Raw genomic sequence first — 15,090 nt, 5'->3', positions numbered from 1 at the left:
CCCGAATCATTCGGGGCTTTTGTTGTTTCGGCTCAAGCATATAAACGCTTTTCGTAGGAGCCCGGCTTGCCGGCGATAGCGTTCTTGAAGACGCTATCGCCGGCAAGCCGGGCTCCTACAGTTCGATTAGTCGTTATCGACGATCACGGTTTCCACCGTGATTTGCGCAATGGCACGAAACGGCGTGAGCGCAGCTTCATCAGCAGTGGCACCGGTGATCAATCGCCACTCCCGCTCAATCGGCGTCCAATGCTGCTGCCGCGCACGACCCAATTTGTCGGTATCGGCCAACACAACGATCTGCGCAGCCCGCTTGATGATGCATTCCTTGAGATACGCCTGCTGTGCACTCGCCTCACACAAGCCGAACTCCGCGACGACGCCGTCCGCACCGAGGAAGGCTTTGTCGACGCTCAAACGGCTCAGCGTCAGTTCCGCCAATGGCCCTAACGTGCTCATGCTCGAACCGCGCAGATCGCCGCCGATCAAGGTCAGGCGCACGCCGGGTGCGTTGGCCAGGGTCATCACGGCGAGCAGGTTATTGGTGACCACGTGCACGTCCTGGCGCGAGCACAGGTGATGAGCCAGCGCCGCGCAGGTGGTGCCGCCGTCGAGCAGGACGGTGTCGCCGTCGTGAACATGGGCCGCCGCTGCAAGGGCGATGGCATCTTTCTGTTCCCACTGGCTGGTCTTGCGTTCTTCCAGCGACGCTTCCGGCTCATGCACGCCCACCACGGCAGTGGCGCCGCCATAGGTGCGCACCAGATGCCGCTGCTTGGCGAGCATGGTCAGGTCGCGCCGCACGGTCGCTTCCGAAACCCCGAGCGCCGCGCTCAATTGCTCGACGTTGGCATCGCCGATGCGCACGAGTTCGAGGATGGCGCGGTGGCGTTCGGACACTTTCATGGCGGGTCTCGTTGTTTGGACGGTGGTCGATCTTACACGACAGCGCCGCTGCACCTCATCCCCGTCGCGTGGCCAGTTCCGCGCCCTGGCGCAATGCTTCGAGCAAGCTGCGCTCATCGGCGATGCCCTTGCCGGCGATATCGAAAGCGGTGCCGTGATCGACCGAGGTGCGGATCACTTCCAGGCCGACGGTCACGTTCACCCCGGCTTCGAGGCCCAGCACTTTGACCGGGCCGTGACCCTGGTCGTGATACATCGCCACCACCAGATCGAAGTCGCCGCGACCGGCGCGGAAGAACAGCGTGTCGGCCGGCAACGGGCCGGTCACATCGAGGCCGCGCTCCTGCAACAGCTTCACCGCCGGGATGATTTTTTCTTCCTCTTCGCCATAACCGAACAGGCCGTTTTCACCGGCATGCGGGTTGATCCCGCACACGCCAATCCGCGGGCGGGCGATGCCTGCCTTGATCAACGTGGCGTTGCCGCGTTCGATGGTGCGCTGGACCAGGCCCGGCTCGATCTTGCGGATCGCGTCGATGATGCCGATGTGGGTCGTGACGTGAATCACCCGCAGCTGCGGCGCCACCAGCATCATCGACACCTCGTCGACGTGGGTCAGGTGCGCGAGCATTTCGGTGTGACCGGGGTACTTGTGGCCGCCGGCGTGCAGCGCTTCCTTGTTCAGCGGCGCGGTGCAGATTGCATCGATCTGCTTGGCCTCGGCCAGCTCCACGGCGCGGGCGATGTATTGATAAGCGGCGTCACCGGCAATGGGCGACAGCTCGCCGAACGGCAGGTCGTCGGGGATCAGATCGAGGTCGATGCAATCGATGATGCCGGCCTCGTAAAGCGCTTGGGAGGCATCTTCGATACGGCGCACTTTGGCATTGCCGCCGACGATCACGTTGGCTTGTTCCAGGCGTCGCGCATCCCCGATCACCAGTGGCCGGCATTGTTGGTAGACGATGTCGTGGGTCAGGCTCTTGACGATGATTTCCGGACCGACACCCGAAGCGTCGCCCATGGTGATGCCAATGATGGGGAGGTAGTTGCTCATAGTGTTCATTCGAGTCCCTGGATTCGTGGGCGTTTGGGCTGGGAGCGATCGTTGGTTTCGCTCAGGTGTTGCCATGCCGCATACAAGGCGCGGTCGGTGCCGAACGCGCCCGCCTTGGTAATGATTGCCGGGCGATAGCCATGACGGGAGGCGGAGGGTCGACCGAAGGCCACCCCGGCTTCGACTTCCGTCAGCAGTTGCAGGCTGTCGATGCCGACCGTGGTCAAGATGGCTCGCGCCGTTTCGCCGCCCGTGGCGATCAAGCCACCGACCTTGACGAAGTGCGGTTCGACCAGCGCGGCCAACATGGTCGAGAGGTGCGCACCTTCATGCGGATCGAACGTTTCATCGCGGCCAATGCGCAGCAGCAGGTCGCTCCAGCCGTCGAGCTGTTCGCCAATACGTGCCTGCCAGGTCGCCCAGTCTTGATGGCTGATGCCTTGGCGCAGAACCGCGGGCGGAACGATCAATTCGCTCAGCCCACCCTGCTCTTTCAGTACCGTGCATTGACGTTCGCAGACACCGGAGAGACTGCCAACCAACACGAGAATCGGCGCCTGATTGTATTCACCATCGGTGGTTTCTACACGACGGGCTGGCGTGTCGAAAAAGTCGGACAGCCGGGCGATTTCCCGGGCCAGGCCGCCCGAGCCGATCCAGAACAGCGCCTGGTCCAGCGTCGCGGTCAATCGCGCCAGGGTCAGCAAATCGTTTTCGGTTTGCGCATCGACAATCACTGCCTGCGTACCACTGCGGGCGAGTTCAGCGAAATGATGCACGAGCACATCCGGATTGCCGCGCAATGTGTCGAGGTCGAGCTTGGCTGTGCTCAGGCCGGCGGCGATAAGCATGGACTCGACATCCGCCGGACGATCGGCGTTTTCCAGCTTCCAGGTATCGGTGGTTTCCAGCGGCTGGCCGTTCACAAATACCCGGCCACCGCGCAATGTGCGCCCGGTAGCAGGAAACGCCGGGGCGACGATGGCCAGACCTGCCAACGGTTGCAGGGCGGCGACTTCGGCTGCCCAATTACCGCGCAAGGTCGAATCGATTTTTTTGTACAGCCGCTGCCCGGGTTTATGCAGGGCCTTGAACGCCGCGACGGTACGCTCGGCGGCCTGTTCGGGAGACAGGCGTCGCGTGTCGGTGTCGGCGGCAATCACCTGCGCATCGGGCTGATCATTCAAGGCGTCGAGCGTCACCACCGTCTGCAGTCCGGCACTGGCAAAGCCGATGGCGCAATCCGCCGCGCCGGACAGATCGTCTGCGATGATCAGAATACTCATCGCAAGGCTTCCCGCTTTTGCGGTTCGATACTCGGCTCGGGTATGACGACAGGGTTGCGCTGTTGCACGCGTTTGGCGACTGCTGCCGTGAGCACCGGGGCGAGAATTGCGGTTACCACAACGCAGGCTGCCACCAGTATGGTCGCGCTCTTGGCGGCCTCGGCATACACCGGATTGGCCGCCGCGATCAGCGCAGGCACGGCGGCGGCATTCCCGGCGGTGGTGGCCGCCGCAACACCGGCGACGCCGGTGCCGCCAGTCAACCGATCGGCGAAGAACAACGGGATACCGGTCAGCACGACAACCGCCACACCCATACCCAGACCCAGCAAACCGGCCTGCCAGACGTTATGCAAATCCAGGCTCGCACCGAGGGCCAAGGCGAAGAACGGGATCATCACTGGCACGGCTTTGGCCAGGAAGTCGCGCATGTCACGGTCGAGGTTACCCAGCAACATGCCAAGAGCCAGCGGCAGAATGCTGCCGACCAGCGTCGGCCAAGGGAAGGCCGACAGACCGGCGATGCCGAGAGTCACCATGGTCAGAAAAGGCCCTGACTCCAGCGACATCACCGAGTACGCACCGACGTCTTCCGAACGACCGTACTGCCCCATCAACGCCATGTACAAGCCGCCGTTGGTGTCGTTCATCGCCGCGACCACTGCCAATGTAGAGACGCCGGCGAAGAGCCCCGAGGAAATCGGCTGCTCACCCAAAAAGTGCCCAAGCACAATGCCGATGAGTACGGCGATGCCGACTTTGGTCGCCAGCAGCGTGCCGCCTTTTTTCAGCAGGTAAGGCGTGGATTTGATGTTGATGCTTGCGCCCATGCACACATAGAACACCGCCAGAATGGGCAATGCACCGGTGAACAGCGCGTTGGTGAATGAACCGAAAAACTTGGGGGTGTCAGGCAGGAAGGTTGCCACCAGCGAACCGATAAGCAGAGGCACGATCATCATGCCGCCGGGGATGCGTTCAATGGTGCGCTTGATTGGGATCTGGGCCACGAGGGTCTCCTTTTATAATTGTTTGGCAAGACGTGCATCACCTCGAAACTGACTGAACCGATCAAATCATGATTGATTCAGTCAAATTTATCTTAGGTCATCGCTTCTATTTGCGCAAATCAATCATTCCAGATGATCAATTCAATCATTTTGGATGGAAAACTCGTTCAACCAGCGGACTCAAGTCCCTCCCGCGGTGCGGGCCAGAGCCTTGCAACACGCAAAAAAAGCCCCGAACCAGTCGGGGCTTCTTCTTTCTCAGCCTTTGAATCAGGCCTCAACACCACAACCGATCATCAGAAAATGTTGATCGGATAATCCACAAACACACGCACTTCATTACCGCTGACGTTGTACTCGCTCGACTTCTGCGACACGCGCAGGATCGAACTGCGCAGTTTCACGCTCAGGTCTTTGGCCGGGCCGCTTTGCACGACGTATTTGAACTGGTTGAAGATTTCGCGCTCGGTGCCGCCATCGCTGGTGGAGGTTGTAATGTTGTCACCGCGTACATAGGCGAAGTTGTAGCTCAGCCCCGGAACACCGAAGGTGCTGAAGTCCAGGCCGTAGCCCAGTTGCCAGCTGCGTTCGTCTTCGGCGTTGAAGTCGGACCAGTAGGAGTTGGCCAGGTAGATGGTGTTGCCACCGTCGCCGACGCGGTTCTGGTCTTTCTGGTAGCCGCCGTACGGATAGCCCAGGTTGCTGTCGCCGGTGCTGCGCTGGTAGCCGAGGGTGAACGAGTGCGGACCCGTGGCGTAGACAGCTGCCAGGCTCCAGATGTTGTTGTCGTCGCCGGTAGCACCGACTTCGCGAACATAGGAATCGTCCAGCTTGGTGCGATAGCCGTTGAAGTCCAGGGTCAGGGACTGATCCTTGGCCAGCGGGAACACGTAGTTGGCGTTCACGTATTGCTTCTTCAGCACGTCTTCGACGTCGGACGCGTACAGGGCAGCCTTGAACTGTTCGGTGAACTGGTAGCTGCCGCCCAACACGTTGATCGACTTCAGGCCACCGCTGTCTCGGCCTTCGGCGCTTTTACGCGATTCGGCGGTGAAACGTCCGGCGTTCAGCTCCAGGCCCTTGATCTCCTTGGAGGTGATCAGGGTACCGGTGTAGCTTTCCGGCAACAGACGCCCGTTGTCGTAGCTCAACACCGGCAGGGCCGGCATCTGGTCGCCGTAGGTCAGCGTGGTGCTGGACAGACGGAATTTGACGGCCGCACCACCTTTGGACAGGTCATCAGCTGGCTCGCCGCTATCACCTCTTTTGAAAAAGTCGATCCCTTGCGCGCCGCTGCGACTCTCGTTGCGCTCCAGATTGAGTGCGTACAGGCCGAAGGCATCCACGCCCACCCCGATGGTGCCTTGGGTGAAGCCGGACGAGAACGTGCCGATGGCCGCTTGGCCCCACTCGGACTTATCGGCGTTGCCGTCTTTGAAGTCACGGTTCATGTAGGCGTTGCGCAGCAGCACTTTGAGGCTGCTGTCTTCGACAAATCCCTTGGATTCGGCCTGGTCGTTAGCCATGGCCTGTGAAGCGCTCAAAATCCCCAGAGCGATCAGGCTGATTCGCTTGTTCAACATTTTGTTTTCCTTATTACGAAGTTGAAACGCGCTGTGTCGAACGACTGAAATGGCACTATCGCGCTCTTTTTTCACTCCGCAATCAAAAAGGCCCGCCCACGATCACTCGCGGCGGGCCTTTTTATAATTTTTGGGTCATGGCGGTCTGCCACAGGCGTTGGCGCGAATCGTAGCCGCGCCCTTAAGGATGTGTCAATTTCATGAATCGTCTGTAATCAGGCGAAAAACGTCTAAGAAAACACTTTACGTGGCAGGAATAATCAATTGGCGCAGCCAGTGAGCCCACACATTTGCGCGGAAGCGGATGAGGTTTGAGCAGGCATCGACTGACTTAACCACGCCGCAAAATCTTGCGGCTTGCCGAGCCATGGTCCGATGTCGATCAAGGTGAACTGACCATCATGCTCCAGGGCAAAGGTCGGGAAACCCTGCCCGCCCAATTTACCCAGGAGTGTTCGGCTGTCCTTGATATGCGCCGCCGTGTCGACGGCGTTATAAGCCGCTTCGAAGGCCTGAGGTTGCAGGCCGATACCGTAGGCGAGTTCAAACAGGACCGCTTCGTCAGCGATGCGCCGACCTTCCACATAGTGGGCCGCCTGCAAACGCCCCAGCAATTCCAGTCCGCGCCCGGCCATTTGCTCGGCGGCCAGCACGGCAGCAATGGGCGGTGTCGAATCGAATACCGCCGTGTGGTCGCGCAGCAATCCTTCGAAGTACGCGACGCCAAATGGCTGGCCGGTGTATTCGGCAATGCGTCGGTCGTGGGGCATGACGTAATCGCGCAGTTGTGCAGAAACGTTTTGCCGATTGGCGCCACTCATCATGCCACCGCCATGGGCGACCACTGGCAATACCGCTCGAGCGGCCTGCACCAACGGTTCTGCGCCGTAGCACCAGCCGCACAACGGGTCGTAGAGGTAATGAAGGATCATGGAAAGCTCCGGCAGGATCGGGTTACGGGATGCCGGCAGCGTAGTCCTATGTTCGTTTCAGAAAAACGCCGCAATGGTTCTCAGTCTGTTCCGTGAATCGGTCGAATGAGCTGGAACAATCTTCTGTAACAAACTCGACACAATTAGAAACAATCAATCGAGGGAACTCTTCAAGAATAATTAACCGAAGTAAATGCAAAGCATTACCATTCGCGACCTTGAATTTCCCACCCTCTCGGATGCGTTTTTAAATGCCTGCCCCCTTGCGTCTCACGCCCGTCACACTTGGGCTTTCTGCTGTCCTGTCTGCCGGTTTCGCTTGCGCTGCGCCTACCACATTACCCGCCACGGCCATCAGCGCTGAAGCTAAGGCGGATGATCCGCGTGTACAAGAAACCAACACCGCAACCCGCACCAACACGCCGGTGCGCTACGTTCCCCAAGCCATCGATTCGATCAAAACCACGAACGTGGTCGATTACGGCACCAACGATCTGGGTACTGCGTTGAGTGGCATTCCCAACGTCAGCAGCGGCGCCGACACCCGCTTCGACAGCCTGCGTATCCGCGGCTTCGACGCCAGCAACGATTTCTACCTCGACGGCATCCGTGACGACAGCCAGTACGTTCGCGATTTGCACAACATAGAACGCATCGACGTGCTCAAGGGCCCGGCTGCGGTGTTGTATGGCCGTGGCAGCCAGGGCGGCATCGTCAATCGGGTGAGCAAGTTGCCGGAGTTCGGTCGCCGTTCGACAATCGAAGCCCAGGGTGGCAGCGACGATCTGCGCAGCCTGTATGCCGACCTCAGTACCGATCCCTCCGAGAACATCAGCCTGCGTCTGAACATGGGCAACATGGACCAGAACAGCTTCCGCGATGGCGTGAGCGGCAATCGCCAATTGTTCGCGCCGTCGATGAGCTGGCAACTGACCCCTGACCTGAACTGGTTGGTGCAGTACGAATACAGCCGTTACAACCGTACGCCGGATCGCGGTATCCCCGGGGTAAACGGACGACCGGCGGACGTGGGGCGCGATACGACCTACGGTAGCGAGCACGATTTCATCGACGACAAGTCGCAATCCCTGCGCTCGAAACTCACTTATGAGCTCAGCGACAACTGGCAACTGCGTCAGACCCTGGGCGTGTTCAAGCTCAACAGCGACTTCGACAACACCTACCTGACCGGCTACACCCCGGCAACCAACCAGGTCACGCGTCAGCACTGGCAACAGGACCTGACCACCCGCAACATCTACAACAATGTTGAGCTGGAAGGCGGTTTCGATACCTTCAGCCTGGAACATCGCCTGCTGACCGGGATCGAAATCGGCAGCCAACGGCGCGATCCGACCTTGTACACCGCCGCCACTTCCGGGCCGGGCAGCTCCCCCGTACCGTCGCTGGACCTCAACAGTCCAAACCGCGACTTGCGCCACACCGGGCGCATGCAGGTCAGCAGCAGCTCCCACACCGAAGTCGAAAGCCGTGCGGTGTATGTGCAGGATCAACTGCAACTGAACGATCAATGGCAACTGCTCGCCGGTTTGCGTTACGACACCTTCGACATCGAGTCGACCAACAAGCTGCGGGATATTTCCGAAGACCGTGACAGCCATAGCACCAGTCCACGTGTAGGTCTGGTCTGGACGCCACTGCAGAATCATTCCTTCTACGCCTCCTGGTCGAAGACGTTTTCACCGGTCGGCGGTGGCTTGATCGGTATTACCCCGGGTGCGGCCGGTAACACCAATGACCTGAGCCCCGAGCTGACCAAGCAGAAAGAAATCGGCGTGAAGAGTGACTGGCTGGACGATCGCCTGAGCACCACGCTGGCGATCTACGAACTGGAACTCTACAACCGCCGCACCAGCGATCCGAACAACCCCACCGTCACCTTGCTCACCGGCCAGCAACGTTCCCGCGGGATCGAGTTGACCGCCAGCGGCAAGATCACCGGCAACTGGTACGTGCGCGGCGGTGTGGGCGTACAGGACGCAACGGTCGAAAAGGACAACAACGGCTTTGAAGGCAAGCGCATCAGTAACGTGGCCAAGCACAACGGCAGCCTGTTCCTGACCTGGAAACCGGAAATGGGCTGGTACGCCGAGACCGGTTTGACCCTGGTGGGTGATCGTTATGCCGATAACCTCAACACTACCGTGTTGCCAGGATATGGCCGTTGGGACGCCCTGGCCGGGTTCCGGCAGAAGGATTGGAATTTGCGTGCGGCGTTGAACAATATCAGCGACAAAACTTACTACTCGTCGGCCACCAGTGCGGCGCAGATCCAGCCGGGTGAACCACGGAGCGTGGTAGTAACTGGAACTTACAGTTTCTAAGCACACCACCAAAACCTGTGGGAGCGAGCCTGCTCGCGAAGAGGCCATCACATTCAACATCGATATTGACTGTCCGTCCGTCTTCGCGAGCAGGCTCGCTCCCACAGGTGATCTCCATTGATCGTCCATAAAAAAAGCGCTGCCATCCTGGCAGCGCTTTTGTTGATCAATCCGTTGTTTTTCTTCTTATCCTTCCATCACATCCCACAACGCATCCAGCTCCGCTTCGCTGAATAAACCAGCGGGGTAGCGCTCGATCATCGTCCGGCGCGGATCAGTCTCGCTGATCTGACGCGTTCCATTGGACTTGAACCAGTGCGCCAGGATCTGGAGCGATTCGCCATTGACTGCCAGGGGATGCAACGCCCGCTCGCTCACAACATTCACTTCGGCGTTCATTTCAGCGCTCTCTCCTGGTTTGTGAGCGGCTAACTTATCCAAGGTTTATGACAGAACGACTAAGTTCTCCCCCTCCCTGTTTTGCAGCCTGAGCGATACAAGAGCTATGCCAACCTGCCTCAACTGTCGACCAGCGGATACAAAAAAGCCCGCAGTCCTGTAGGGCTGCGGGCTCTGTGCGAGCAAATCAGTGAAAACGTTTGCCTGAATGATTTCGCAATCAACTCAGGCTGTTACGAGCTCACTCACTCTTTGTGCGGCGCTGGTTGCTGTTGGGTAAGGCAGTGAATATTGCCGCCGCCCAGTAACAGTTCGCGACCGGGCACCATCACCACTTCGTGCTGCGGGAACAGCGCCTGCAAGATCTCCTTGGCGGGACCATCCAGCGGGTCATCGAAGCTCGGGGCGATGATGCCGCCGTTGACGATCAGGAAGTTCACGTAGGAACCGGCCAGGCGCACCGACGGGTTACGCTCCTGGGTGCCATCTACCGGATCGACACCGGCGCACTCTTCCTCGGTCGCGTACAGCGGCCCCGGAATGGGCATCTTGTGCACCGTGAACGGGCGCCCCTTGGCGTCGGTGCTGCCTTGCAGCACTTTCATTGCCGCCTGGCAGCGCGGGTAGTTCGGGTCCTGCGGGTCGTCGGTCCACGCCAGCAGCACTTCACCCGGACGCACGTAGCAGCAGAAGTTATCCACATGGCCGTCGGTTTCGTCGTTGAACAAACCGTCCGGCAGCCAGATGATTTTATCCACAGCCAGATTGTCCTTCAGCACCGCTTCGATTTCCGCACGGTTCAGGTGCGGATTGCGATTGCGGTTGAGCAGGCATTCTTCGGTGGTGATCAGCGTGCCTTCGCCATCGACGTGGATCGAACCGCCTTCGAGCACAAAGCCCTCGGTACGATAGCGCGGGCTGCGTTCGATCTCGAGGATCTTGCCACCCACTTGCGAGTCGCGGTTCCACGGCGAGTACAGGCCACCGTCGAAGCCGCCCCAGGAATTGAAGTCCCAGTTCACGCCACGGACTTCGCCACTCTTATTGATGACGAACGTCGGGCCGGTGTCCCGGACCCAGGCGTCATCACTGGACATCTCCACCACGCGGATGTTCGGTACGTCCAGGCGGGCACGGGCGTTTTCGTACTGGCCGGCGGACACTGCCACGGTAACCGGTTCGAAACGGGCAATGGCCTTGGCCACCGCCACATGCGCGGCTTGCGCCGGTTTGCCGCCCAGGCGCCAGTTGTCCGGACGCTCGGGCCAGATCATCCAGGTCTGGGTCTGGGGTGCCCATTCGGCCGGCATGTAAAAGCCGTCGGCGCGAGGGGTGCTATTCAAAGTGGTCATGTCGATCAGGACTCCAGGGTACCGTCGAGGGTTTTCAGCGCGCCGTACAGGTTCGGACGACGGTCGCGGAACGAGCCCCACGCGCTGCGGATGTGTTCCAGTTGGTCGAGGTCGAAGGTGTGAACCAGGATGCCTTCTTCGGTTTCGTTGAGTTCCTGCACCTTCTCGCCGAACTGGTTGGCGATGAACGACGAACCATAAAAGGTAATGTCGTAGCCGTCTTGTTCTTCGTTGCCGATGCGGTTACTGGCGATCAGCGGCATCAGGTTAGCGCCGGCGTGGCCTTGTTGCACGCGTTGCCAGTGATCACGGGACGAAATGGTCTTATCGTGCGGCTCGCTGCCGATGGCGGTCGGGTAGAACAGGATTTCCGCGCCTTGCAGCGCCATGCTGCGTGCGGCTTCCGGGAACCACTGGTCCCAGCAGATGCCCACACCGATTTTCGCGTAGCGGGTATTCCATACCTTGAAGCCGGTATCGCCCGGGTTGAAGTAGTACTTCTCGTGGTAGCCAGGGCCGTCCGGGATGTGGCTTTTCCGATAAATCCCGAGATTGCTGCCGTCGGCGTCGATGATCGCAATGCTGTTGAAACGTGCACGGCCCGCCAGTTCGTAGAAGCTGATCGGCAGCACCACTTGCAGTTCTTTTGCGACTTTCTGGAAGTGCTTGATAGCGACGTTGTTTTCTACCGTCGTGGCCAGTTGCAGGTAATCCGGGTTCGGCTTCTGGCAGAAGTACGGCGCCTCGAACAACTCCTGGATCAGGATGATCTGCGCGCCTTTGGCGGCGGCTTCACGGACCAGTCTTTCAGCGACCTCGATATTGCCTTCGAGGTCCCAGGAACAGGCCATCTGGGTGGCGGCAACGGTAACGATACGGCTCATGGATCATCTCCGGGCAAGTGCTTGACGGTCGGGCATGGATCATCCACGCCCTGGCATTGGCGACTTTATAGCCGATATATATCGGCTTTTGAAGCAGTCAATTTGCCTTTCGTCTTAAAATACGCACAAAAACCCGATAACAATCGAATTAACACCCCCAACCTCTGTGGGAGCGAGCCTGCTCGCGAAAGCGGTGTATCAGTCAACATCAATGCCGACTAATCGACCGCCTTCGCGAGCAGGCTCGCTCCCACAAGGGGCGTCTGTTTACAGGTCTTCCGCAAGCACCTTCGACAGCATGTCCACGAAGAAATCCACGCTCCGGCGCGACGTCACCATCGGCGGCTTGATCTTGAGCACGTTCAGGTAATCGCCCGTCGGTTGCATGAAGATGCCCAGGTCCCGCAGGCGATTGCACAGTGCCGTGGTTTCCTCGGTGGCCGGCTCCAGGGTTTCACGGTTGCGGATCAGCTCCACCCCCAGATAGAAACCCGAACCATGCACCGCACCCACCAGCGGATGCATATCGATCAACGCTTCGAGGCGCTCCTTGAAATACCCGCCCACGACCTGGGCGTTTTCCCAGAGCTTTTCTTCTTCCATCACATCCAGCACCGCCATGCCGACCTGGCAGCTGACCGGGCTACCGCCAGCCGACGAGAAGAAATAACCCTCGGCTTCCAGCGCTTCGGCGATTTCCCGGCGAGTGATTACCGCGCCCAGTGGCTGGCCATTGCCCATGCCCTTGGCCATGGTGATGATGTCCGGCACCACACCCTGCTCTTCAAAGCCCCAGAAAAAATGGCCCATGCGGCCGTAGCCCACCTGCACTTCGTCGGCGATGCACACGCCACCCTGGGCGCGCACCTTGGCATAGACCTCTTTCAGGTAACCCGCTGGCAGCGAGATACCGCCGGCATTGCCGTACACCGGCTCGCAGATGAACCCTGCCAGCTGGCGTTTCTGTTCGGCGATTTTCGCCAGGTTGTGCTCGACGCTGCGCACATAGTCCGGCGCACTGTCCGGGCCACGGAATTCGCCTCGATAGGTGTTCGGCGCGGTGACGGGATGCACCCAGTCCGGGCGGCTTTCCAACGCCCGGGGGTTGTCCGCAATCGAGGTCGATACCGCATCGGCGCCCACAGTCCAGCCGTGATAGGCCTCGAGCACGCTGATGATGTCGCGCCCGCCGCTGTAGGCCCAGGCCAGGCGGATCGCCAGGTCGTTGGCCTCACTGCCGCTATTGACCAGGAACACACGGTCCATCGAGTCCGGCGCCAGCTTCAGCAAGCGCTCGGAAAATTCGGCCACGGCAGCGTAGTTGAACCGTGAGTTGGTGTTGAGCAACGACCACTGCCGGCTGGCGACCGCGGCCATGCGCGGATGACCGTGGCCGAGCACCGCGACGTTGTTGAGCATGTCGAGGTACGAGCGGCCTTGCATGTCGATCAGATGGTTGCGCCAGCCCCGCTCGATGCGCGGCGGATCGACGTAATAGTGTTTTTGCGTGCGGGCGAAACTGGCGTCGCGACGGGCCAGCAACGTTGTCGAATCGAGTTCCTGTTCAGCATCGCAAGCCAAGCCCAGCAGCGCCGCTGGCGAGGGGCACAACGCTTGCCAGGCTGGCGCGCGGGTCGGTGTGCAAAACAACGGCGCGGTGAACGACCCGCCCCGGCACAGTTGCACGATCAGCGGTCCGCCGACCGAGCCCAACACCTGGCCTTTGACCAGTGCGGCGCCGACATGCAGCGATGGCATCACGCCCCAGAGACGCACGCTCAGTTGCGGGCCATCCAGTTGCAGCACACCCGGCAACGGCTGATGCAGCACCCCGGCAAACGGTGCCTCGACCGTCGTGCCAAGGGGCACACGCAATTCGACGTGCAACGGGCAGGTGTCTGGCTCAGCCGCGCTGTCCGGGCGGGTTTGGGACAAACGGTATTGCCCGTAACGGCTGGCGGCCAGACCGTGGGCTGCGGCCGCTTCGTCCAGCAGCCGCTGATCGATACCCTCCTGTTCCCAGTTACCGGCCTCGAAGTGCGGGCTGAGCACACCGAGGTCGATCAAGGCAAATTCGCGCCCCACCAGGCTCGGCAGCAACGGTGCAAAACCGTCGCTGGAAATGTCCGGCAGGTGCTGGCCGACCGATTCCAGAATCGCGGCCTCCATCAACGCCACTGGCACCGAGGTCGCCACGCGGAAAATCTCCCACTCGTGGGTCAGGTTGTCACGGCTATACGCGTTGCCCGGATCGATGCTGACCTGCTGTTCACCGCTGAGCACCAACACCGCCGCACGGGCGACGATCAGCGGCCACAGCGCCAGCAGTTCTTCGCGCTGCAAGGGATTGACCGTGTGATACGCCTGCACCGCCGGCAAAATGCAGAATGGATCGCCATCGGCGTGGTGCAGCAAGGCCGCGCACGTTACCGACAGATCGGTGATACGCCAGGTACGGACCAGGTCGCCGAAATCGATCACGCCCTGCAACTGCCATTGGCGCTCTGAATCGCGCTGCCACACCACGTTATCGTCGGTGATGTCCATGTGGATGGCCTGGATCGGCAACTTGTCTTCCAAGGGCTGCAAGTGACGCTCGGCTTGCTCCGCCGCTTCAGCGATCAGTTTGCGCTGGGTGTCATCCTGGATGACCGGCAGCAGATGCGCGATCAGTGCCTGGGCATGGCGCGCGTCCCACTGCAGCGTGCGCACCAGCCCCGGGTGGTCGAATGCCTCCAGCGCGAGGTCCATTTCGCCACACAAGCGACCGAAACCGGCCACCACTGTGCGGTTGAAATGATCCAGGTGCGTCAGGGACTGGCCTTCGATGTAATCCAGCAGGCGCACGTGCACCGCCTGACCGCCGACGTCCAGGGACAGCAGGTCCGCACCGTTTTTCGCGGGAATCACTCGCGGCACATGCACCTGCGGGTGTTCGCTCAAGTGCTTGAGCCCGGCATGTTGGGCCTGCAACTCCAGCGCCGAATAATCGCCCCGGCAGATTTTCAGGACGAAACGGCCCTGATCGCTGTCGACGCGATAATTCAGATCCTGTTGGCTGCCCAGGGCCTGCAACCTGCCGCCAAGCCCGTAATGCTCCTGCAACAGCTCAAGCGCTTGCTCCGCAGAGACTTGCGGGCTGGGCAAACTGGCGCGATGAATCAACGTGGCGAGCGGCATGGAACGGACCTCTTCTATGAAGGTGTTAAATTTATTAGGCGCCTATATCGCCACTGCGCGCGTCGATACGCAACCCCCCGTTCACCCGCCTGATGAACAACCGGGGCGTATCAACGGTTCGCAGACTGCGCCCACAAGCCTAGGCATAATGTGCCC

Annotated in this window: 11 protein-coding genes; 1 reads left to right on the top strand and 10 read right to left on the bottom strand. The window is 60.3% G+C overall.

Annotated elements, in window-relative coordinates; translation table 11 throughout:
- Nucleotides 1-126 precede the first annotated feature (126 nt).
- From LAB08_RS01320 to LAB08_RS01295, 6 genes are all read right to left on the bottom strand, one after another.
- On the bottom strand, nucleotides 127-906 hold the full coding sequence (locus tag LAB08_RS01320) for a DeoR/GlpR family DNA-binding transcription regulator (RefSeq protein WP_096513886.1): 780 nt from the start codon (nucleotides 904-906) through the stop codon (nucleotides 127-129).
- Between the two features lie 55 nt (nucleotides 907-961).
- Nucleotides 962-1,963, bottom strand: coding sequence for a 4-hydroxythreonine-4-phosphate dehydrogenase PdxA (gene pdxA / locus LAB08_RS01315; RefSeq protein WP_096513887.1), 1,002 nt, complete (start codon nucleotides 1,961-1,963; stop codon nucleotides 962-964).
- Between the two features lie 5 nt (nucleotides 1,964-1,968).
- Nucleotides 1,969-3,249 carry a four-carbon acid sugar kinase family protein gene (locus tag LAB08_RS01310; protein WP_096513888.1) on the bottom strand — a complete coding sequence of 427 codons (1,281 nt, stop codon included), beginning with the start codon at nucleotides 3,247-3,249 and terminating at the stop codon, nucleotides 1,969-1,971.
- Complete coding sequence (locus tag LAB08_RS01305; RefSeq protein ID WP_096513889.1) at nucleotides 3,246-4,259, bottom strand: 2-keto-3-deoxygluconate permease; 1,014 nt, start codon at nucleotides 4,257-4,259, stop codon at nucleotides 3,246-3,248. Before LAB08_RS01305 ends, LAB08_RS01310 begins: the two co-directional genes overlap by 4 nt.
- A gap of 296 nt (nucleotides 4,260-4,555) precedes the next feature.
- Nucleotides 4,556-5,842 (bottom strand): OprD family porin, encoded by a 1,287-nt coding sequence (locus LAB08_RS01300; protein WP_096513890.1) that lies wholly within the window; start codon nucleotides 5,840-5,842, stop codon nucleotides 4,556-4,558.
- A gap of 260 nt (nucleotides 5,843-6,102) precedes the next feature.
- On the bottom strand, nucleotides 6,103-6,774 hold the full coding sequence (locus LAB08_RS01295) for a DsbA family protein (protein ID WP_096513891.1): 672 nt from the start codon (nucleotides 6,772-6,774) through the stop codon (nucleotides 6,103-6,105).
- Between the two features lie 251 nt (nucleotides 6,775-7,025).
- Here LAB08_RS01295 and LAB08_RS01290 point away from each other — a divergent pair, with 251 nt between their 5' ends.
- The gene (locus LAB08_RS01290; RefSeq protein WP_096513892.1) at nucleotides 7,026-9,119 is read left to right on the top strand and encodes a TonB-dependent receptor; all 2,094 of its coding nucleotides are present in this window, start codon (nucleotides 7,026-7,028) and stop codon (nucleotides 9,117-9,119) included.
- A 186-nt stretch (nucleotides 9,120-9,305) separates the two neighbouring features.
- On the opposite strand, the gene LAB08_RS01285 is transcribed toward LAB08_RS01290, so the two are convergent.
- From LAB08_RS01285 to LAB08_RS01270, 4 genes are all read right to left on the bottom strand, one after another.
- Nucleotides 9,306-9,518 (bottom strand): hypothetical protein, encoded by a 213-nt coding sequence (locus LAB08_RS01285; RefSeq protein WP_096513893.1) that lies wholly within the window; start codon nucleotides 9,516-9,518, stop codon nucleotides 9,306-9,308.
- A gap of 245 nt (nucleotides 9,519-9,763) precedes the next feature.
- Nucleotides 9,764-10,870 (bottom strand): agmatine deiminase, encoded by a 1,107-nt coding sequence (aguA, locus tag LAB08_RS01280; RefSeq protein ID WP_096513894.1) that lies wholly within the window; start codon nucleotides 10,868-10,870, stop codon nucleotides 9,764-9,766.
- A 5-nt stretch (nucleotides 10,871-10,875) separates the two neighbouring features.
- Nucleotides 10,876-11,754, bottom strand: coding sequence for an N-carbamoylputrescine amidase (gene aguB, locus LAB08_RS01275; protein ID WP_096513895.1), 879 nt, complete (start codon nucleotides 11,752-11,754; stop codon nucleotides 10,876-10,878).
- Nucleotides 11,755-12,021: 267 nt separating this feature from the next.
- Nucleotides 12,022-14,934, bottom strand: a complete 2,913-nt coding sequence (locus LAB08_RS01270; protein ID WP_096513896.1) for an aminotransferase — start codon at nucleotides 14,932-14,934, stop codon at nucleotides 12,022-12,024.
- Nucleotides 14,935-15,090: the final 156 nt, after the last annotated feature.

The sequence above is a fragment of the Pseudomonas izuensis genome (assembly GCF_002356535.2).
In the GTDB taxonomy this organism is placed as follows: Bacteria; Pseudomonadota; Gammaproteobacteria; order Pseudomonadales; family Pseudomonadaceae; genus Aquipseudomonas; species Aquipseudomonas izuensis.
The sequence above is the reverse complement of the archived record's forward strand: the minus strand, read 5'-3'. Positions and strand labels throughout refer to the sequence as shown.